Source organism: Flavobacterium sp. PL02 (genome assembly GCF_035013205.1).
Lineage (GTDB): Bacteria > Bacteroidota > Bacteroidia > Flavobacteriales > Flavobacteriaceae > Flavobacterium.
In genome coordinates, this window is sequence record NZ_JAYGJP010000001.1 from 746,126 (window position 1) to 765,829 (window position 19,704).

A 19,704-nucleotide genomic window follows, 5' to 3' on the forward strand; every position below is an offset into this window, starting at 1 on the left:
TTGTTGTTTCTTCAAATATATAAATTAACAACGATAATACTAATAAAAAGAATTTAATTTAAGTTATTCCCCAAAACTACCTCCTTTTAATTCAAGAATTTTACTGAAAACCGTAAATGCTCTTTTATTACGAATGTCCTAGCCCTGATAGAAGTGAAAATACTTTTGTGAAGCTTTAGCGGAACAAAAGATTGAAGCGGATAGCAGGAAATAGCTCCTAAAAAAGACTATAATCAAGCTAAATTTCATCATGAAATTGTGGTTAAAAAACTCAGAACTTTAATGATAGAATTTTAAACAAAAATTTTGTAATTTTGCAGTCCAAATAAAGGACTTATAAAATGTTAGATAGACTTCAAATAGTAAAACAACGTTTCGACGAGATTTCGGATTTAATCATCCAACCGGATGTTATTGCGGATCAGAAACGTTATGTGCAATTGAATCAAGAGTACAAGAACTTAAAAGCATTGGCCGAAAAACGCGACGAATACGTGCTTTTGATGGCAAATATAGAAGAGGCAAACGAAATTATTGCAGACGGTAGCGATGCCGATATGGTCGAAATGGCCAAAATGCAATTAGACGAAGCTAAGGATAGATTACCAGAACTGGAGGAAGAAATTAAGTTTATGTTGATTCCTAAGGATCCTGAAGATGCCAAAAACGTAATGGTAGAGATTCGTGCTGGTACGGGTGGAGATGAGGCGAGTATTTTTGCTGGAGATCTTTTCCGTATGTACACTAAATATTGCGAAAACCGCGGTTGGAGAACTTCGGTTGTAGATATGAACGAGGGTACATCAGGTGGATTTAAAGAGGTTATCTTTGAGGTTACTGGTGAGGATGTTTACGGAACGTTGAAGTTTGAAGCTGGTGTGCACCGTGTACAACGTGTTCCTCAGACAGAAACTCAAGGTCGTGTGCATACATCGGCAGCTACGGTTATGGTACTACCAGAAGCCGAAGAGTTTGATGTACAAATTGATATGAACGATGTACGTGTTGACTTTTTCTGTTCGTCAGGACCTGGAGGACAATCGGTTAATACTACTAAATCGGCTGTGCGTTTAACGCATATTCCAACTGGTTTGGTGGCTCAATGTCAGGATCAGAAATCACAACACAAGAATAAAGATAAAGCGTTAAACGTATTACGTTCTCGTTTGTACGAACAAGAATTAGCCAAAAAAGAGGCTGAAGATGCTACTAAGCGTACTTCGCAAGTAAGTTCGGGTGACCGTTCGGCTAAGATTCGTACGTATAACTATGCGCAAGGTCGTGTAACCGATCACCGTGTTGGTCTTACTTTATACGATTTGGGTAATATCATGAATGGTGATATCCAAAAAATTGTAGATGAATTACAATTGGTAAACAATACTGAGAAATTAAAAGAAGCTTCGGAAGTTTTTTAAAAAAAAAGCTACTGAGGTACTAAGTTTCTGAGTTTCTAAGATATGAAAAAGCCGAATTACTTTGTAATTCGGCTTTTTTTTTGGTGGTATTTTTTCTTTTAAGGTACTAAGGTTCTGAGGTTTTTTTTAAAGGTTCAAAGGTGCTGAGTTGCAAAGGGACAAAGGTTTTTTTAAAAAGGTTCTATCCCGAAGCTTCGGGACTGAGTTGCTAAAACGAAAGCTTTGCGACCTTTGCGTATCCCGATAGCTATCGGGACTGCGTACTTTGCGGTTAAAAAAACTTTGTGGTTAAAAAAACTTTGCGTTTAATCTTTACTATGCGCAGCGGTTTTTCTCGAAATAAAATTAGTTACTACTAACTGAAATATCGAGCCAAAGAATTTTGTAACCTTATTATGTGTGGTTCCTACCAATATGCGTTTGGATAAATATCCTGCGCCAATACTAAAGATAGATTGAAGTAAATTACTTTTTATATCGATACCGCTATTAATTTCCTCTAAGGTATCTTTTATTATATTCAGTGGTTTTAAATGCTCTTTTAGGTCATGAAATTTATCTTTTAAATCAATCCATTCGGCTTCTTGCTGATTTTTTAATTGCAAAATCATCTGATTTAAATCATCGGTTGCGTTATTGGTTTTCATGATGAATTATTTTAAAAATTAATTTCAAATCATTTAACTCCTGTTTTTTAATAAAAGCGAAATTATGATGTTTCCTATAGGTTTCTTAATCCATTTATTCTGATTTTTATACAGTACGATTGCAAGAATTAAATAAGCAAATGCTAGTACAAAAAAGCCATAATAATATTCGCCAAGGAGCTGGCCAATTAATAAACTAAGTCCAATGTTGAGGAATAAACTAAAAAAAACAACAACAACAGCAACAATAATTTGTGATGTTAGGGATGATAGTACATCGGCGGATACAGATACCGATTTAAGTTTGAAAAGTTCAAAGCTTGTTTTGGTATAATTTTCGGCCTTATCAAAAAGTGTATCTGTTGTTGTTGTCGTTTTAGTTTCCATCTGATTGTGTTTGCTTATTAAATAAAATCACACTTCTTCTTAATTAGTTACGTGCTCAATTCCGTCGCTTACTTCGGTTTTGGCATTATTGTATTTGGCTTTTCCTTGATTCATAAGGTCTTTTCCAGTACTTACGATATTATCTAATTTGCCTTTAAAATCGTCTTTGTAATCTTTGCTTTTGTCAGCTATTTTTTGTCTCGTTTTTGATCCTTTATCTGGTGCAAACAATACTCCTAATAATGCTCCTGCTGCTGCAGCTCCGATAATTCCTAAAATGGTGTTACTAGTTTTCATAATATTTGTATTTAGTGTTTAATAATATAACTTGTTTCTAAACTTCTTTGCCTTTAATTAATCTGAACAATACTGCGATAATTGCAATAACCAATAAAATATGAATAATACTTCCCAGGCTATAAACAAAGAATCCCAGAGCCCACATAATGACTAAAATAACGGCGATGGTGTATAATAAATTCGACATGGCATTTATATTTAAGGGTTAATAAATGGGAAATACTTAGCTTAACTTGTTGTGCAATTATGTAACACATAGAAGCATAGTTTTAAAATATAGAAAAGACATTTTACTCAAAAATAAATGCAGAAAATTATAATTTTATAAGAACATCTTAACGCTATGTTTCTATATGTTAGATAACTTTTTTAACAAATTATACCTAGTGGTTTAATTTAATTTGTATGCAACATATAAACTTAAATTGCTATTCTTGGCATCAGGAAAAGTATAGTTGGTTCCTAAGAAACTGCGTTCTTTTCCTACGGTTGTTAATCCGTAATTATAACGTAATCCTATGCTAAGTGGGTCAAAGTCGACACCGACACCTGCTGATAATCCAGCATCAAATCGATTAAAATCATCGGCATTGATATTTTCTTCAAAGTCAAAAGCAGTACCAGCACTAGATTCGTTGGTAACTTTTCCGTCTACCAGATAAGAGGCGTAACCTCCTACATGTACATTGAAGTTTTGTGTTACTTTAAATTTTACTAATAAAGGAACTTCGATATAGTTAAGTCTAAAACGACCTACACCGCTTACGAAATCACTATTGTATTCTAACTCAGCACCTTTTGTGGTATATAATATTTCGGGCTGAATAAAAATATTATCTGTAATTGGGAATGCAGCATAAACTCCGACATTAAAACCATAGATGGCATTTTTGTCATCGACTTCTCCAGAATAAAGATTAGACATATTTGCTCCTCCTTTTATCCCGAATTCGGCATTTACGGGAGCGTTTTGGGCTTGTAATACTCCAAAAGAAGCTGAAATAAATAATGTCAGGGCATGTAATAATTGGGCTTTGTTTTTCATAGTTTTAAAATTTTAGGGCTTGTAAATTACGTTGTTACTATTTAAAAAATCATGATCCTTTTTTATTGCTTTTGCTGCGTCCAGAAAGCGGTATTGTGTTGGCAAATATTTAATCGATAGTTTTATTATATCAGTATCATTGGTTTCTCTTGTTATTGATCTTAATAATTCAATCTGATCGCTTATAGATTCGATTATTAAATCTATGTATGCTTTATCAAAATCGGCCTTGGTTGCATCAATCAATGAATATAAATCGTTATTAGTTTCCTTTTCGTCGGTGTTTATAATAATGATTAGCTTTTGGTTGGCCATTCTGGCTATTTCATGAAGCAATTCATTCTGATTGGTTTCTATTTCACTGCTTAATTTTTTTATTTTACCCTCTTGACATTTTTGCTGTGCGATTTGGCTTTTTGATATTATAGCTTTACTAATATTAGCTGTAGCTATTAAAAAATAAGCATCAATTTCTTCTGAAGCCGTTTTGCTAAAAACTTCATTATCTGATGTTTTTTCAAGCGCTTCATTTTTTTTGCATGAAAGCATTGTCGTCAGAATTAAAAAGACAAAAATTGCTCTAACAAGCAAAAATTTAGAGGGGAACAGTGGGTTAATTTTCACTTCATAAAAGTTTATATTACAAAGTTGCAACCTAAATACAATTAATACTTTACAGCATAAAAAAGAATCGTTATATAATTCCCATAATATGAATTATATAACGATAAAAGTTAGTTTTTGGAGAGGATTATTCGGGCAGAAAAATGGTAAAAATAGATCCTTTGCCCGGTGTACTGTCGGCAATGATATGACCTTTATGGTTTTCGACAATTTTTTTGCAAATAGCCAGACCTATTCCAGTTCCAGGATATTGATCTGTTTTAGAATGTAAACGCTGAAACAATACAAAAATGGTTTCTTTAAACTGAGGGTCAAATCCCATCCCGTTATCGGTAAACGTAATTTTGTAATATTTTTTTATAGATTGTTCTAGCAAATCAGGAAATTCTGTAGCAAGAATTTTGGCACACGAAATATTGATTTTTGGTAAAACATCTGGCTGGTCATACTTTAAAGAATTACTAATTAAGTTAATAAATAACTGTTCTATTTGGTACGGAATAACATGCAGTTTTGGTAGTTTATCCGATAATATAATGGCGTTTTTCTCCTGAAGTACCTCTGTGAATTCTAGTTTTACTTTTTCGAGTAAGTCGTTTAAATTCGTTTTTAAGAATTCTTTCTTAGTCGTATTAGTTCTGGAGAACAACAATAAATCATCGATTAAAATACGCATTCTTTTGGCAGATACTCCAATCTTATTGATGTATTCTCGTCCGCTTTCAGACAAAGCGGCTTTGTCGTTATCAGAAAATCTCGAAATAAAAGTTTGAATTTTACGAAGTGGTTCTTGCAAATCGTGACTCGCCACATGGTTAAAGGATGCTAGTTCCTTATTCGTTTTCTCTAACTCTTTGTTACGTTCGTAAATTGCAATATTTTGAAAATGTTCTTCGGTAATGTCAAACGTTATTCCTAACATGATTTTACTTCCTTGCTCGTCTATTAAAAGTTTACCAATAGACTTAAAGTATCTGATATCGCCGTTTTTTCGAATAATTCTATAGTATATAAGCGGAAGCTGCTTATTTTCGATAATGCCTTGCATTAGGTTTGAGAAAGCTTCTTTGTCTTCGGGATGTACAAAATCCAGAAAGGTATCTTTTTCTGGAACAAAATAGTTTGGCGGATAGCCTAATAAGCGATATTGATTATCAGAGTAAACCATTTTATCGGTTCCTAAATCCCATTGCCAAGTGCTAAAAGCTCCAATTATTTCGGACTCTGCCATTAGTTTGCTAGAAATTAATAGCTTTTTGTTAAATACACGCAAGCGATCAATATCATTACTAATTTGTCTGTACGAAAGTAAAATAAGCGAAAGCGCTACCAGAAATAAGGATATGGTAAAGACAGGAGTTAATGAAATCTCGCTTTGGTATATTTTCTGTCTTTTTTGTAAGATGTCTTTTTCAAAATCATTCATTTCATCTATCTGAAAACGAATGTTTTCCATTACGATTCTTCCTCCAAACATACAGTTGTCGAGTTTCCTTTTGTCATAGGTTTTTTCGTTGCTGTATTTTAATGAACCTTCAAGATAGGTATAGCGCTGGATGATTAAATCGAATAGATTTTTAAGATTTTTTTGTTGCTTAGGATTGTCTGCCGTTAATTTCCTAAGTGCGATAAAGGATCGATTTACTTTATCGCGAGAAAATAGGTAAGGGGCAAGAAAACGGCTGTTTTTGGTTATTATATAACCTCTTTGTCCCGTTTCGGCATCTTTTACAAACGAAAGTAGTCGCTCTAATTGAATGTTTATTTCATAGGTATGCATCATTAACTTGCTAGAATTCTGCAAGTCACGATTGTGTTGATAGGATACCGATGAAATAAACAATAAAATAAATATCGATATTGCAAAAATAATCCTCAGCGCACGTGGGGAATTAAAATTGGGTATCAATTTCATCCGATTTTAATTATTTTAAGCGTAACAAAAATGTATCACGGTTTAAACCAGAAGTGTGATAATGCCAATTTAAAGTTACAACTTCATTAATAATCTTTTTTAGAGCATTAAAATTGCTTGGTTTTTTAATGTAAATATTTGCTCCTTGTATAAAAGTATCTTCAATATCTTCCTCTGATGAAGAAGTAGAGTAGATAGCAATTATAAGGTGTTTTAAATGATCTGTTTTTTTTATTTCCATCAAGCATTCTTTACCTGTTTTTTTAGGCATATTTAAATCCAGAAATAAAATATCGGGTAATACGGTATCAGGATGCATTAAGTGCTCCATTAACTCTATTCCGTCATGAGCAAATTGTACTTGTGTCTGTATTTTTACTTCTTCAAAGGCGTCTTTGAAAAAAAGGCGATCATCTTCATCATCATCTGCCAGTAAAATATGTAATGCGTTTTTCTGCATTTATAAATTCTTTATTTTAGGTTTTCGCGTCGTTTTTTTATGATTCTCTGAAAGGCCGAAGGAGTGATTCCTGTAGTGTTTTTAAATTGTGTGCTTAAATGCGCAACGCTAGAGTAATTGAGTAAAAATGCAATTTCGGTCAAGCTCATTTCATTTATAATAATGAGATGTTTGGCTCGTTCAATTTTTTGTAAAATGATAAAATTCTCAATAGACGAATAAGTAACTTCCGAAAATACGTTTGATAAGTATCCGTAACTATGATTTAATTTTTCGGCTAGATAAACAGAACTTTTTAAGTTGTTCCCGTTTTCATCCATAAAAACCATTTCTATAATAGCATCTTTTATTTTTTGTACTAAAACACTCTTCTGATTTTCTACAATTTCTAACCCAAAAGGCTCTAACTCATTCTTCATGCTATCCAATTCTTCGGATGTTAGGTTTTTGTCCAATTCAATTTCTCCAAAACCCAACGGTGTATAATTTATTTGGCGTTCGCCTAATTTCTGTTTCAGAAATTGGGTGCAAACTGTATTAATGTCAAACTTAATAAATAACTTCATCGTTTAAAAAATATTGCTAAAGATAGATAAAAAATTATTGCTAAGTAGTAATAAAATGAGCAGTAAAGTAAGTGTAGGGGAGTGATTGTTATTATTTTAGTAATTAACAAAAAAATACCGCCTAATATAAAATTAGACGGTACTAACTGAGTTAAAAAGAATTTACAAATCAGATTGATTTGATTCTCTACTTTTTTTGATTTCCCTAATTTTTGCTGAAGTCTTAAATAATAATTTCGACTTCCTCACTTCAGCAAACATCAAATCATCATCTGAAAATGTAGTGCGTAATATTTCAACTTTTCTTTATAACCCGTTTTCTTTATTTTAATTTATTTACACTTCGAAAAGTATAGTATGTAAATGTACAAAATATTGAGAGTTAAATAGTTATATTAAAATGGGTATTTGTTGCAGAATTCCCATTTTAGTAAAAATTTAACTTAGATAACGTCTTAATATCCAGGACATTTTTTCGTGTTGTTCTAATAAACCGGTGATAAAATCGGCAGAACCTATATCATGATTTTCATTTTCGAAAGCAGGAATGTATTTTCTAAATTCAGTAATAACCTGTTCGTGATTTTCTAATAACTCACTTAGCATTTCTTTTTGCGACGGATACTTATTAGGAAACTCTTTTAATGTCGAGTTACCAATAAATTCTGTCATGGTTCCGATTGTTTTTTCGCCAAGCTGATTAATTCTTTCGGCTACTTCATCAATGATAGTTTCCAGAACACCATATTGGTCCTCAAATAGTTTATGTAACTCCATAAAACTGTTACCAGATATATTCCAATGAAATTTTCTTGTTTTTACATATAAGATCATTTCATTAGATAAAATTGAGGTTAAGATGTCGGCACTTTTCTTTAAATCTTTTGGAGCTATTCCTATATTGGGTTTCATGTAATTTACTTTAAACGTTGTTTTCCAAATTTAGTTTTAACAACAGCTTGACTTGTTACACAATTACCGCTCTGTTTTATAAGAATTCTATGTTTGCCGAAATTCGAATACCAATAATATTATTTGTAATTTTGCCGCACTAGTAAATTACAATATGACAACACAACAACTACACGAACAAATTCTTCAAAAAAAATCATTTTTATGCATCGGTTTAGATGTCGATTTAACCAAAATTCCACAACATCTTCTAGAAACCGAAGACCCAATTTTCGAATTCAATAAAGCAATAATTGATGCCACACACGATTTGGCAATTGCTTACAAACCCAATACAGCTTTTTATGAAGCTTACGGAATAAAAGGTTGGTTGTCGCTGCAAAAAACGATTAACTATATCAACGAGAAACATCCTGATATTTTTACAATTGCCGATGCCAAACGTGGCGATATTGGTAATACATCGAGCATGTATGCCAAAGCTTTCTTTGAGGATTTAAATTTTGATAGTGTAACAGTTGCACCTTATATGGGGAAAGATTCAGTAGAGCCTTTCTTAGCTTTCAAAAATAAACACACTATAATGTTGGCGTTAACATCTAATGAAGGCGCATTCGATTTCCAGACTTTAATTACCAATGGTACCGAATTATACAAACAAGTTCTGGAAACTTCTAAAACATGGAAAAATAGCGAAAACCTAATGTATGTTGTTGGAGCTACCAAAGCCGAATATTTTACTGAGATTCGTAAGATTGTTCCCGATAGTTTTTTATTGGTTCCAGGAGTTGGCGCTCAAGGCGGAAACTTAGCAGAAGTATGTAAATACGGAATGAATGATAAAGTAGGATTACTTATTAATTCTTCTAGAGCTATTATTTATGCTTCTAAAGGAACTGATTTTGCTGATAAAGCAAGAGAAGAAGCTTTGAAAGTACAACAAGAAATGGAAGAGATTATGAGTTCAAAGGTTTAATTTTTTAACCGCAAAGAGCGTAGTCCCGATAGCTATCGGGATACGCAATCCCGAAGCGTCGGGAGCAAAGCTTTGTGTTCTTTGCGTAACCCTTTGTAATCTTTGCGGTAAAACTCTCAAACTAGAGCAACTTTAAACTTTAAACAAATGAAAACTCTTATAGACCAAATCGGTACTTCACATTCTTTCGAAACTGCACCAAAACGAATTATTTCGCTTGTTCCTTCGCAAACCGAATTACTTTATGATTTAGGTCTCGAAGATAAAATCATCGGAATAACCAAGTTCTGTGTTCACCCATATCATTTTAAATCAACAAAGAAAATGGTTGGCGGAACGAAGAAAGTGCATTATGAGAAAATCCGATTATTGAATCCAGATATTATCATTTGTAATAAAGAAGAAAACACAAAGGAAATTGTCGAAAAACTATCAGAGATATGTCCGGTTTGGGTTACTAATATCTTGACCATCGAAGATAATTTTCAAATGATTACCGATTTTGGACAATTGTTTAATTGCCGTACCGAAGCTCAAAAGTGGAACGATAAATTAGCTTTTGGGTTGCAGGATTTTAAATCTTATATAAAAGACAAGCCGTTTAAAAAAGCAGCTTACTTTATCTGGAAAAATCCTTTTATGGTTGTAGGTTCAGATAATTATATCAATGAGTTACTTAAACTCAATCACTTTACAAACATATATCTTGATAAAGGACGTTATCCTGAAATAGAGCTTAAGAAAATGCGTTTAGAGGGCGATCCCGACGTCGTTTTATTATCCTCAGAACCTTATCCTTTTAAAGAAGAAGATGCATTCGAGATTGGGCGATTTACACATCATGCCAAAACTGTTTTTGTCGATGGCGAAATGTTTTCTTGGTATGGAACCCGTTTGCTAAAAGCATTCTCCTATTTTAAGCAAATGCACGAACGCCTGCAATAATATTTTTTATAGAGAATTTCCATTAAAACAAAAGTGCTCCTAATAAGTGTCAATAGGAAGCATTGGTTTTTGCATGCTTTAAAATGTAGGAAATTATAATGCAAAAAAAAGCCGACATCTAACAGATGCCGGCAATCATTTAACTAACCAAAACCAAAATAATAAATAACCAGTTTATTACATTGCAAAGATCAGACATAAGCCAATGTTATCCTGTTAAGGTTTTGTTATTACTTTGTTGTACATAAGTTAACTTTTTTTTGATTACTTTTAGGTAAATTAAAAATGTACTAATTTAAAACTTTTCAATAGTTTGTAGTTATCAGAATATAAAAACAATCAATTTTGTTTATACATGCAAGTACGTTACCTTTGAATATAATCATTAAAATTTGTTACTTATGGAATCGAATGACAAACTTACCACGGCAACAGGAACGCCTGTACCAGACAATCAGAACATAATAACTGCAGGACCTCGTGGTCCGGTATTATTGCAGGATTTTTGGTTTTTAGAAAAAATGGCACATTTTGACCGAGAGGTAATTCCCGAAAGAAGAATGCACGCCAAAGGATCTGCAGCCTACGGAACATTTACCGTAACTCATGACATTACTAAATATACTAAAGCAGACATTTTTTCGGAAATTGGGAAAAAAACAGACATGTTTGTTCGTTTTTCTACAGTTGCTGGCGAAAGAGGCGCTGCCGATGCAGAAAGAGATATACGTGGTTTTGCCATGAAGTTCTACACCAATCAAGGGAACTGGGATTTAGTAGGAAACAATACGCCAGTATTCTTTTTCCGTGATCCAATGAAATTTCCTGATTTAAATCACGCCGTAAAACGTGACCCACAAACCAATTTAAGAAGCGCAGATAACAATTGGGATTTCTGGACATTACTTCCAGAAGCACTACATCAGGTAACAATTGTAATGAGTGATAGAGGTATTCCTAAATCATACCGTCAGATGCACGGATTCGGAAGCCACACTTTTAGTTTTATCAATGATAAAAACGAAAGACATTGGGTTAAGTTTCACTTTGTAACACAACAAGGAATCGAAAACTTATCCGATGAAGAGGCTGCAAAATTAGTTGGAGCCGACAGAGAAAGTCACCAAAGAGATTTATTTGATGCTATCGAAAGAAAAGATTTTCCAAAATGGAAATTGTCTGTGCAAATCATGACCGAGGAGCAAGCGAAAACCTATAAATATCATCCATTCGATTTAACCAAAGTTTGGTTAAAAGGAGATTTCCCACTTATTCCTGTTGGAGAGTTTGAATTAAACAGAAACCCAGATAACTATTTTGCCGAAGTAGAGCAAGCAGCTTTTAATCCAGCTAATATAGTTCCAGGAATAGGATATTCTCCAGACAAAATGTTACAAGCACGTTTATTCTCTTACGGAGATGCTCACCGTTACCGTTTAGGAGTTAATAATGCTCAGATTCCAGTAAATGCAGCAAAATGTCCAGTAAATAGTTTCCACAGAGATGGCGCAATGCGTGTAGATGGAAACTACGGAAGCAAAAAACATTATGAGCCAAATAGTTTTGGCAAATGGCAGGAACAACCAGAATATAAAGAACCTCCTTTATCAATTCACGGAGATGCGTATGCTCACAACTTTAGAGAAGACGATAACGATTATTTCTCTCAACCAGGAAAACTATTCCGCTTAATGACCGATGATAAAAAACAATTTTTATTTAAGAATACTGCTGCACAAGTAGGAGGAGCGCAAAAGTTTATTCAGGTAAGACACATTCGTAATTGCTTTAAAGCCGATCCAGCTTATGGAGAAGGAGTTGCAAATGCATTAGGAATGACAATGGATGAAGTAAATAATTTTAGTGATCCAAGATTATTAATAGAAGTTAAATAAGCTTCTTTAAGTTGCAAAGGTTCAGAGTTACAAAGGTTCAAAGAGCTTTAAAAAAACAAAACCCGACAAGTTTATACTTGTCGGGTTTTTTATAAGGTACTAAGATCCTGAGTTTTTTTGTAGAGGTGCACAACAGTGCGCCTTTGTTCCAGAGATTTTGTTGGTAATAAACTCAAAGAATTAAAACTTTGCGACCTTTGCGTAAATCTTCGCGCACTTTGCGGTAAAATCTTTTACGTTTAAGCCAATTAAGAAAACACAACCGTTTTATTACTATAAACCATTGTTTTACGCTCAGCATGTAATTTTATGGCTCTTGCCAGAACAATGCGTTCCAGGTCACGCCCTTTCATAATAAAATCATCTACGGAATGTATGTGCGAAACACGTGCAATATCCTGCTCGATAATCGGACCTTCATCTAGTTCCTCAGTTACATAATGACTTGTTGCCCCGATAATTTTCACCCCTCTTTTAAAAGCCGAATGATATGGTTTTGCTCCAGGAAACGCAGGTAAGAATGAATGATGTATATTGATGATTTTGTTTTCGTAAAGCGCAATCAGACTAGGTGTGATAATTTGCATGTAGCGCGCCAGAACAATAAAATTTATATCATATTTTTTTAATAATGCAATCTGTTGTTTTTCGCCTTCTTCCTTAGTGTCTTTTGTAAAAGGAACACAATGAAACGGAATATCAAAACGTTCGGCAATCGATCTTAAATCATTATGATTGCTTATAATTACCGGAATTTCTACACCCAGTTCATCAGCACTATAGCGCCCTAAAATATCAAATAAGCAATGGTCATATTTAGAAACAAACAATGCCATTTTAGGTTTTTGTTCCTGATTGTATAATTGCCATGACATCTGGAAATTGGTTGCGATAGTAGTACTAAAGTCGGTTTTTATATCTTCAATACTAATATTACGATTAGTAAGTTCGCATTCCAATCGCATAAAGAATACATTTTGCTCCACATCCACATGTTGGTCAATGTAAGTAATGTTTCCTTCAACTTTTAGGATAAAATTGGTTACAGCTGCAATAATACCTTTTTGGTCCTTGCAGTGAATAAGAAAAGTTATTTTTTGCATTTTGGTTTTTTGGTTAATCGGTTAATAGTTTATTTGTTTAATCGTTTAAATGCTTAACCGATACTTCCGATTACACAACTAAACGATTAAACAGTTAAACGTAAAATTACTTTTTATCCTGCAAAGCAAAAACACTTTTTAATAAAGGCGTAGTTCTTTCGCTTATATCAGTTCTAATGCCTTTTTCTTCTACAGCAATCATTTTAAAAACTCCAGCAAGAGCTTGGTTAGTAGTATAATCTGTTAAGTCAGGATTTACTTTCTTAACAAGCGGAATACTATTGTATTTAGCAATAATGTTTGACCAGATTACGTCGGCACCAACTTTACTAAAAGAGTTTTTAATAACAGGATTAAATTTGCTGTATAAAGCAGTAGTAGTGCTAGATTGTAAATAAGTTGTTGCAGCATTCTCATTGCCTAACAAAATAGATTTAGCATCGTTAAAAGACATGTTTTTTACAGCCGAAACAAATATAGGCGTAGCTTCTTTTACAGCATCTTCAGCAGCACGGTTCAATACCTTAATACCTTCATCAGCCAGTGACGAAAGACCAATTTTTCTTAAAGTAGCATCTACTTTTTGCAATTCGGCAGGCATAAGAATTTTAACTGCTTCATTTTTATAAAACCCATCGGTAGCAGTTAATTTTGTTACTTGTTTAGATATTCCTTTATCCAAAGCTTCTTTTAAGCCCGATGCAATATCTGCGCCGCCGCCCAAAGTTTGTATTTGCGAAGATAATTCATTTAAATTTTTCGGTATTTTTATTTGTGCACAAGCAGTTAGAGAAAATGTCAACGCAAGGAGTAAAATCTTTTTCATTAAATATTAGTTTTATAAGTTTCAAAAATACTACTTATTCAAAAACAAAGCCACAATTTTATTTTAGGAGCAGAAACATTTTGTTTTATTAGTAACAATGTTCCCGCTGTGCACTATATCCGCGCCAAAAAGAGCGCGGGATGCCGTTTCCATCGGGGCTAGATTAGGAAAAATAGTTTGTATTAGGAGAGAATTTGAGATGTGAGATAATAGAAGTAAGAGAATAGAAGCAAGATGATAGAGGCAAGAAAATAGAAAAAGTGGTAACGATTATTTTGTATGTAAATAGAACTGCAAAAGATTTTACCGCAAAGAGCAGGATTTTTACCGCAAAGTGCGCAGTCCCGATAGCTATTGGGATACGCAATCCCGAAGCGTCGGGAGCAAAGTTTTAATTCTTTGAACCTTTGAACCTTTGTAACTCAGTACCTTTTTTTAAAGAACCTCAGTACCTTCCTAAAAACCTTTGTCCCTTTGAGCCTCAGTACCTTTGTCCCTTTTTTAAAAAATCCTCATCTATGTATCTCAATTGGATAAATAAATACATCATTAGGTTCAAATAATACTCTTAGATCTTTATTATAAAATGCTTTTCTGTTCTTGAATATTCCTTTTTTTGTATACGGACTTTTCACTTCAGTAAAATCATTTGGGTAGATAAGCTTTTTATCTTTACTAGAATAAATTTTAGTTTCTTCAACGTAAATATCTATTGTTGTGGCCGAGTTGAGTTTGATTTTTTTTAATTTATTCTTTTTGCCAAAAGTTAGTTTAAAATCTTCCCAGACCTGATATTTTTTTTCTTCTTGTAAAGGCAATTTTCCTATCAATTCCTTTATTTCCTTTTTCGTCATGCCAAATTTCAAAAAATCTAAACTTACTCCAGGTTTTAAAACAGAATTAAGTGCTAGTTTTTTACCAGGGCCATAAATATTATTATAAGTTCTGCCTGAAACAATTTCTTTTTCTTCTTTCTTCTTTTTGTTTTCGGAATAAACGGCAATCTGAATTATTTCGTAAGGAGATAACAGACCACTAATCATCATGTTTAAATCGGTGAATATTAAATCTCGATTTACAATATATGGGTTGTGTTTTGATAAAAAGAGGTTTTTTTCGTCCTCATTACCTATCGTATATTTGGTTTTGTCTATTTCGATACTAGTAGCATCGTTTAAAATTATAGTCTTTAATTTATCATTTTTAAAGTAAAAATAATAGCCAAATTCTTTTGTTGAGCTTAATGTAAAACGAGATCCATTTGTATATTTTTCATACTGTTTGAATTCGTTTTTTTGTTTTAATATTTTCTCCACTTCATTAGGATTCATGTCTATTTTATAATCATCAATCCCGTCTTTATATATTAAAAAAGTATTTTTCATTTGTAGTTATTAAATTTTAGCAACTAAGCTTTTTCCATGTAGTTTATAACAAAAAGTTCTTGCAAGATTCCGTCTGTATTCTCATCATTCAAAAGTAACTGCGGTTCCAGTTTTTTATCCGGATTTACATTTCCGTCTAAGATTCCTAATACATCTACAACAGTTTCTGCAATCGTATTTTGTATAATTTCAAAAAACACCTTTTGGTTTTCTTTAGACAAGCTATTAAATAAATTTAAAGCCGATTTGTAATAGGGGATTAGCTCATCGGTTACAGTAGTTTTTTCGTATATCTCTTTGTATAAATTAGTGCCCAATAAAACTACATCCTCATATAGCATATCCAAAAAATGTTCGCTCATTTCTTCTGTCGTTTTCATATTCTCTATTGGTTTTAAATTAATCTATGTGAATTATAAATATCAAAATCGATAAAACCCATTGTATGACTTTATCGATTTTGATTATTGTGTTTATTTTATATCTGCGTAATTATCGGTAAAAAGGCGCCCTTCGCCTATAGATATTAAAGTATTGTATGGGTCTTTGTAATCATCGGACATGATTGATGCCATTTGTAGATTTTTGATGCCCTTAATTTTATTGTCCTGAACATCAAGTTCACCAGAAAGAATAATCAGATTTTGATATTTTGCAATATAAAGCCCTTTATCTAGCTCGCCATTACTATGAAATAAGATAGAGAATTTATTGCCTTCGCCAGATATAAAAGTGCCTTCTCCTTCCCATATTTCATTATTGCTATCATAGGAATAAATTAGAAAATTTTTAAAATCGATACTTAATTTAGCTGTATTTTGGTTAGAGAGCGTAAGAGTCGATGTACCGAAAGTAGTTCCTGATGCAAGATCTGCAAAGTTGGATTTAGCACAATAAAACGGGTCAATGGTGTAAACACCTTCTACCAGAGGTGGAGTAGTGCCTTTGTGTATGGTAATCCCTAATTGGTCAATCGATTTTTGCATGGTACTATTTATATAGTAATCGTACAAGATTTGTTCTGGCAGCACAGGACGGTCTTCATTATCATCACTAGATGAACATGCGGTAGTAGCCATTACAATACATAAAAGAAATAACTTGATTGTGGTAATTTTCATAGCATTAATAATTTTGGAATTAATAGTGATAAGAAGTATTCTCAATAAGAATGTTTGTAACCAAAACAATTACAATTAAATGCACTTATTGAGAAATAGTTTCAGTTTAGTTATATGCGAATATCATTTTTATTAAAGTTATTTCAGGCTATTATAAGTTTAAAAACGAGTATTTTAGGGTAATGTTTTTAGGTTTTATTGATGGTATTTATTTAGGAAAAAGAACAAATAAGCCTATTAATATGATTAATTAAAGAGTTGTTTTTGGGTAAGATTTTGCTCTGTTTTTAATATGGATAATGGTTTTTCCAGTTGTTGCATCAATCTCAAATCTTTCCTCGCTTACACCATGAGGAGTAAATTCGCATGGAATAATAATAAAATACTTCATCACTTGTGAGTTTCTAGATACAGACGAAACATAATTATTAGTCTTGATTTGATCATTTTCATTCATAAGATCTATGTCATATTCCTGTTTCATTTTCTTAACCAAATCTTGCCAACTAAATTTAAAAGGTTTGTCGTTATTTACCTCTTTTATAAGTTCTCCTTTTTCATTAAATTCTCTTCGGAAACCAATAATACAATCATAAAAGCTTTCTATTTCTTTTGTTACATTTAAAGTTTTCTTATCATACAAATGCCTTTTTTTTATAGGTGTATTTAAGTATGTTACTGTTTGTTGGTAAGAATCTGTATGTTCCAAGAGATAAATTTCAAGGGCATTACCATTACTATCTGTAGTTATATATCGGCAATAAGTAGCGCCGTTTTTTTTGTGTTTGTAAAATGATTCTAAATCAAATTTTCTCATGGTATTTTTTTTATAATTACAATTGGGTATAGCGAGAAATTTTTATTTTTCTGTCAGATGGTATATGATTTGTCCTGGTATAGCCCCAAAGAATAAATTCTAACTCTAGGTATTGAGCATCTTTTTTTAAAACGGTAGTTGAGTCTGGAATAATTTTAAATGAGTCAGTTTTTTCATCTTCAATGATTGAACTATTAGTGTTATCCTTTAAATCTTGATGATTGTTTTTACAATTAGTAAAAAAAATGCTAAGAATTAATAGTTGCCAGCTTTTCATTTTGCATTGCCCATTAGGCTTCGTTAACAGTGTCAATAACATGATGATTGAGTAATGTTTTGTAATTAAAAATGAACAAAACAGTCTTTGTCTGAATGTTTTTGACTTATTAAATAATAATTTTGTCGAAACAACAAAGGTTCTCTTAATTAATGGTGATTAATACTATTATAAGTTTTAAAACTACTAGGTTAAGGTAATATTTAAGTAAAAATGATTGTAGAGACTGGAAGCCAGCTTGTGGGGAAATTCATAAAGTTGAATTTTATGAGTTCTGTGTGTTGAATTATTTGTTTTGACTTTTATGCAAATTGCAAATAATGAAGATCAGGAGCATAAACAGGATTGTTTTGCTCTAGGTCATTTAGTATCATTTGGGTACAATCTTTACCGCCAATTATATGATAATACAACGAGCTAATTGTATGAATTGGTCCTAAAGGAAGTCCCCACCAGCCGAAAATTAAATTTAGTATAAAATAATTAAAAGAGTACTTGAGTGTATTCTCGTTAGGTCGAACAAAATAAATAGGGGACTCTTTTTTATAAGATAAAAAAAGAGCAGAAACGGTATAAGGAAATGCAACAAATTTCCCTCCTTGTTGTATTAGTTGTTTTATTTCAAAAAGTGTAAGTCCTTCAGTGTTATTCGTTTTCATTTTTAGATTTTTTATAAGTTATATTTCAGAAAAGAAAATTGACAGGGCAATCCTTAAAGCGAAAGAATCTTTGACCCTAATAGTAAATAAGTCGTAATCGAAAAAACTGCGATGATAAATAGTAATGAAATCCATCCGAAGATGTGTCTTTTATTATAGTAAACTGCTATTGTTGATAATATAAGTGCTGCTAAAAGCGTGAGAGGAGTAATTACAACGATAGAAAATTTGCAGAAATCCTCAATTTTTGCTGGAGCAATAATAAAAATGATTATCAATATAAGAAGAGTACTTAGGGATGTGAAGCCTAAAATTTGGACGCTTTTTTGTTTACTTTGCATCAAATGGTATTTTAATAATTAAATAAAAATTTGATTCTGTTTTAAAAGTATTGTGACTAAGAAATTTTAATCACATAAAAATTCGCATTTATTTATTGTTTAAAATATAACTACTTCTAATTCAGTATTTTTTGCGATTCAAGAAAAGTCATATATAACTCTTAAATCAAAGTGCAAAGGTCTGTTTAAAGAAAGCTGTTTTACGCCACTAGAAGTTTTAAAATTAGCAAGTTAGGGTAGTTTTTTGCTGTTTTTGGCAATAGAGAATTGATAAGTAAGAATACTATTATAAGTATGTGATTTCGTAAGAATTTAATCTGAAAAGAATATAATAGTATTAGATTATAATGTACTTGATCTTTTATGTTTTAATAAAAAATCTTTATTCTTAAAATGTTTAAGGATACTTTAAGTTAAATCGATATTTAATAGTAAGGTGTTTATAATAATTAAGAGTCGAATATATTCATTAATTTACTTTAGGTTTGTCGATAACGAACCATTTGTTATTTATCATAACCATGATTTTATCTTTTGAAAAAAAACTTGCCATATCATCATATTCAAAAGGAATGATGGTTTCTCCGTTTTTATTTATCATCCCCCATTTACCATTCAGAACAACTTTGGCTAAACCATCTTCAAAAGCATTTGCCAGTTTATAGATAATCGGAATTATAATTTTGCCGTTTTTGTTTACATATCCATATTTTTCATTTTTGGATACTAACGCTAAGCCCTCAGAGAAAAAACTTGAAGAAAAATCGGCTGGGTCATATATTAACGGAATAACTTCTTTTCCTGTCGCATCAATAAAACCACTTTTATTATTTAGTTCAACATAAGCCATGCCTTCGTGAAAAGCAGCTATGTTGTCATATTTCAGAGGTGTAATTTCATTGGCAGTTGCGTCTATAAATCCCCATTTGCCATTTAGTTTTACAGCAGAAAATCCCCCTTGATAAGCCTCTATTTTATCATACTTTAATAAGGAATCATCAGTTTGCGTAGTTCGGTTTTTCATGCATCTGGCAGAAAGAAGTCCGACACTAATTGCTGTAATAAATACTATTATTTTTTTCATA

The 19,704-nt window shown here is 32.2% G+C and carries 23 protein-coding genes; 4 read left to right on the forward strand and 19 right to left on the reverse strand.

What is annotated here, in order from left to right:
- Positions 1–341: 341 nt before the first annotated feature.
- Positions 342–1,418, forward strand: a complete 1,077-nt coding sequence (gene prfA, locus SHI72_RS03140; RefSeq protein WP_323489028.1) for a peptide chain release factor 1 — start codon at positions 342–344, stop codon at positions 1,416–1,418.
- Positions 1,419–1,723: 305 nt separating this feature from the next.
- On the opposite strand, the gene SHI72_RS03145 is transcribed toward prfA, so the two are convergent.
- From SHI72_RS03145 to SHI72_RS03190, 10 genes are all read right to left on the reverse strand, one after another.
- The gene (locus tag SHI72_RS03145) at positions 1,724–2,065 is read right to left on the reverse strand and encodes a hypothetical protein (protein ID WP_039111111.1); all 342 of its coding nucleotides are present in this window, start codon (positions 2,063–2,065) and stop codon (positions 1,724–1,726) included.
- A gap of 33 nt (positions 2,066–2,098) precedes the next feature.
- Positions 2,099–2,452, reverse strand: coding sequence for a hypothetical protein (locus SHI72_RS03150; protein ID WP_039111110.1), 354 nt, complete (start codon positions 2,450–2,452; stop codon positions 2,099–2,101).
- Between the two features lie 39 nt (positions 2,453–2,491).
- The gene (locus tag SHI72_RS03155; protein WP_323489029.1) at positions 2,492–2,749 is read right to left on the reverse strand and encodes a YtxH domain-containing protein; all 258 of its coding nucleotides are present in this window, start codon (positions 2,747–2,749) and stop codon (positions 2,492–2,494) included.
- A 37-nt stretch (positions 2,750–2,786) separates the two neighbouring features.
- Positions 2,787–2,939, reverse strand: a complete 153-nt coding sequence (locus tag SHI72_RS03160; RefSeq protein WP_117590099.1) for a lmo0937 family membrane protein — start codon at positions 2,937–2,939, stop codon at positions 2,787–2,789.
- Positions 2,940–3,143: 204 nt separating this feature from the next.
- Positions 3,144–3,797, reverse strand: a complete 654-nt coding sequence (locus SHI72_RS03165) for a porin family protein (RefSeq protein WP_039117722.1) — start codon at positions 3,795–3,797, stop codon at positions 3,144–3,146.
- A 12-nt stretch (positions 3,798–3,809) separates the two neighbouring features.
- Complete coding sequence (locus SHI72_RS03170) at positions 3,810–4,346, reverse strand: DUF4142 domain-containing protein (protein ID WP_323489030.1); 537 nt, start codon at positions 4,344–4,346, stop codon at positions 3,810–3,812.
- Positions 4,347–4,548: 202 nt separating this feature from the next.
- Positions 4,549–6,336 carry a CHASE3 domain-containing protein gene (locus tag SHI72_RS03175; RefSeq protein WP_039117723.1) on the reverse strand — a complete coding sequence of 596 codons (1,788 nt, stop codon included), beginning with the start codon at positions 6,334–6,336 and terminating at the stop codon, positions 4,549–4,551.
- Between the two features lie 10 nt (positions 6,337–6,346).
- Entirely contained in the window at positions 6,347–6,796 is a 450-nt protein-coding gene (locus tag SHI72_RS03180; protein ID WP_323489031.1) for a response regulator, read from the reverse strand.
- An 11-nt stretch (positions 6,797–6,807) separates the two neighbouring features.
- On the reverse strand, positions 6,808–7,362 hold the full coding sequence (locus SHI72_RS03185) for a helix-turn-helix domain-containing protein (protein ID WP_039111105.1): 555 nt from the start codon (positions 7,360–7,362) through the stop codon (positions 6,808–6,810).
- 438 nt (positions 7,363–7,800) lie between these two features.
- Positions 7,801–8,274, reverse strand: coding sequence for a Dps family protein (locus SHI72_RS03190; RefSeq protein ID WP_039111104.1), 474 nt, complete (start codon positions 8,272–8,274; stop codon positions 7,801–7,803).
- Between the two features lie 154 nt (positions 8,275–8,428).
- On the opposite strand from SHI72_RS03190, the gene pyrF reads away from it, so the two are divergent.
- From pyrF to SHI72_RS03205, 3 genes are all read left to right on the forward strand, one after another.
- On the forward strand, positions 8,429–9,250 hold the full coding sequence (gene pyrF / locus SHI72_RS03195; protein WP_323489032.1) for an orotidine-5'-phosphate decarboxylase: 822 nt from the start codon (positions 8,429–8,431) through the stop codon (positions 9,248–9,250).
- A 147-nt stretch (positions 9,251–9,397) separates the two neighbouring features.
- On the forward strand, positions 9,398–10,195 hold the full coding sequence (locus SHI72_RS03200) for a helical backbone metal receptor (protein ID WP_323489033.1): 798 nt from the start codon (positions 9,398–9,400) through the stop codon (positions 10,193–10,195).
- Positions 10,196–10,596: 401 nt separating this feature from the next.
- Positions 10,597–12,090 carry a catalase gene (locus SHI72_RS03205; RefSeq protein ID WP_323489034.1) on the forward strand — a complete coding sequence of 498 codons (1,494 nt, stop codon included), beginning with the start codon at positions 10,597–10,599 and terminating at the stop codon, positions 12,088–12,090.
- A 248-nt stretch (positions 12,091–12,338) separates the two neighbouring features.
- Here SHI72_RS03205 and purU read toward each other — a convergent pair whose 3' ends face one another.
- The 9 genes from purU to SHI72_RS03250 all read right to left on the reverse strand — a co-directional run bounded on the left by purU (position 12,339) and on the right by SHI72_RS03250 (position 19,703).
- Complete coding sequence (gene purU, locus SHI72_RS03210; RefSeq protein WP_323489035.1) at positions 12,339–13,193, reverse strand: formyltetrahydrofolate deformylase; 855 nt, start codon at positions 13,191–13,193, stop codon at positions 12,339–12,341.
- 106 nt (positions 13,194–13,299) lie between these two features.
- Positions 13,300–14,019, reverse strand: coding sequence for a DUF4197 domain-containing protein (locus SHI72_RS03215; protein ID WP_086894586.1), 720 nt, complete (start codon positions 14,017–14,019; stop codon positions 13,300–13,302).
- A gap of 512 nt (positions 14,020–14,531) precedes the next feature.
- Positions 14,532–15,404, reverse strand: a complete 873-nt coding sequence (locus tag SHI72_RS03220) for a hypothetical protein (protein WP_039111098.1) — start codon at positions 15,402–15,404, stop codon at positions 14,532–14,534.
- A gap of 23 nt (positions 15,405–15,427) precedes the next feature.
- Entirely contained in the window at positions 15,428–15,784 is a 357-nt protein-coding gene (locus SHI72_RS03225) for a hypothetical protein (RefSeq protein WP_086894588.1), read from the reverse strand.
- A gap of 93 nt (positions 15,785–15,877) precedes the next feature.
- Positions 15,878–16,525 (reverse strand): hypothetical protein, encoded by a 648-nt coding sequence (locus tag SHI72_RS03230; protein ID WP_323489036.1) that lies wholly within the window; start codon positions 16,523–16,525, stop codon positions 15,878–15,880.
- A 250-nt stretch (positions 16,526–16,775) separates the two neighbouring features.
- Positions 16,776–17,342 (reverse strand): hypothetical protein, encoded by a 567-nt coding sequence (locus SHI72_RS03235; RefSeq protein ID WP_323489037.1) that lies wholly within the window; start codon positions 17,340–17,342, stop codon positions 16,776–16,778.
- A gap of 16 nt (positions 17,343–17,358) precedes the next feature.
- Complete coding sequence (locus tag SHI72_RS03240; RefSeq protein WP_123912089.1) at positions 17,359–17,619, reverse strand: hypothetical protein; 261 nt, start codon at positions 17,617–17,619, stop codon at positions 17,359–17,361.
- 302 nt (positions 17,620–17,921) lie between these two features.
- Complete coding sequence (locus tag SHI72_RS03245) at positions 17,922–18,278, reverse strand: hypothetical protein (protein WP_323489038.1); 357 nt, start codon at positions 18,276–18,278, stop codon at positions 17,922–17,924.
- Between the two features lie 810 nt (positions 18,279–19,088).
- Positions 19,089–19,703, reverse strand: coding sequence for a WG repeat-containing protein (locus SHI72_RS03250; protein ID WP_323489039.1), 615 nt, complete (start codon positions 19,701–19,703; stop codon positions 19,089–19,091).
- Between the last annotated feature and the right edge of the window lies 1 nt (position 19,704).

What these genes read in the sequence shown, in the direction of transcription:
- SHI72_RS03145 (WP_039111111.1), bottom strand. Translation starts at nt 2,065, where the DNA reads ATGAAAACCAATAACGCAACCGATGATTTAAATCAGATGATTTTGCAA.
- SHI72_RS03250 (WP_323489039.1), bottom strand. Translation starts at nt 19,703, where the DNA reads ATGAAAAAAATAATAGTATTTATTACAGCAATTAGTGTCGGACTTCTT.
- prfA (WP_323489028.1), top strand. Translation starts at nt 342, where the DNA reads ATGTTAGATAGACTTCAAATAGTAAAACAACGTTTCGACGAGATTTCG.
- SHI72_RS03215 (WP_086894586.1), bottom strand. Translation starts at nt 14,019, where the DNA reads ATGAAAAAGATTTTACTCCTTGCGTTGACATTTTCTCTAACTGCTTGT.
- SHI72_RS03185 (WP_039111105.1), bottom strand. Translation starts at nt 7,362, where the DNA reads ATGAAGTTATTTATTAAGTTTGACATTAATACAGTTTGCACCCAATTT.
- SHI72_RS03205 (WP_323489034.1), top strand. Translation starts at nt 10,597, where the DNA reads ATGGAATCGAATGACAAACTTACCACGGCAACAGGAACGCCTGTACCA.
- SHI72_RS03165 (WP_039117722.1), bottom strand. Translation starts at nt 3,797, where the DNA reads ATGAAAAACAAAGCCCAATTATTACATGCCCTGACATTATTTATTTCA.
- SHI72_RS03225 (WP_086894588.1), bottom strand. Translation starts at nt 15,784, where the DNA reads ATGAAAACGACAGAAGAAATGAGCGAACATTTTTTGGATATGCTATAT.
- SHI72_RS03160 (WP_117590099.1), bottom strand. Translation starts at nt 2,939, where the DNA reads ATGTCGAATTTATTATACACCATCGCCGTTATTTTAGTCATTATGTGG.
- SHI72_RS03240 (WP_123912089.1), bottom strand. Translation starts at nt 17,619, where the DNA reads ATGAAAAGCTGGCAACTATTAATTCTTAGCATTTTTTTTACTAATTGT.
- SHI72_RS03200 (WP_323489033.1), top strand. Translation starts at nt 9,398, where the DNA reads ATGAAAACTCTTATAGACCAAATCGGTACTTCACATTCTTTCGAAACT.
- SHI72_RS03235 (WP_323489037.1), bottom strand. Translation starts at nt 17,342, where the DNA reads ATGAGAAAATTTGATTTAGAATCATTTTACAAACACAAAAAAAACGGC.
- SHI72_RS03175 (WP_039117723.1), bottom strand. Translation starts at nt 6,336, where the DNA reads ATGAAATTGATACCCAATTTTAATTCCCCACGTGCGCTGAGGATTATT.
- SHI72_RS03245 (WP_323489038.1), bottom strand. Translation starts at nt 18,278, where the DNA reads ATGAAAACGAATAACACTGAAGGACTTACACTTTTTGAAATAAAACAA.
- SHI72_RS03230 (WP_323489036.1), bottom strand. Translation starts at nt 16,525, where the DNA reads ATGAAAATTACCACAATCAAGTTATTTCTTTTATGTATTGTAATGGCT.
- SHI72_RS03220 (WP_039111098.1), bottom strand. Translation starts at nt 15,404, where the DNA reads ATGAAAAATACTTTTTTAATATATAAAGACGGGATTGATGATTATAAA.
- purU (WP_323489035.1), bottom strand. Translation starts at nt 13,193, where the DNA reads ATGCAAAAAATAACTTTTCTTATTCACTGCAAGGACCAAAAAGGTATT.
- SHI72_RS03180 (WP_323489031.1), bottom strand. Translation starts at nt 6,796, where the DNA reads ATGCAGAAAAACGCATTACATATTTTACTGGCAGATGATGATGAAGAT.
- SHI72_RS03150 (WP_039111110.1), bottom strand. Translation starts at nt 2,452, where the DNA reads ATGGAAACTAAAACGACAACAACAACAGATACACTTTTTGATAAGGCC.
- SHI72_RS03190 (WP_039111104.1), bottom strand. Translation starts at nt 8,274, where the DNA reads ATGAAACCCAATATAGGAATAGCTCCAAAAGATTTAAAGAAAAGTGCC.
- SHI72_RS03155 (WP_323489029.1), bottom strand. Translation starts at nt 2,749, where the DNA reads ATGAAAACTAGTAACACCATTTTAGGAATTATCGGAGCTGCAGCAGCA.
- pyrF (WP_323489032.1), top strand. Translation starts at nt 8,429, where the DNA reads ATGACAACACAACAACTACACGAACAAATTCTTCAAAAAAAATCATTT.
- SHI72_RS03170 (WP_323489030.1), bottom strand. Translation starts at nt 4,346, where the DNA reads ATGCTTTCATGCAAAAAAAATGAAGCGCTTGAAAAAACATCAGATAAT.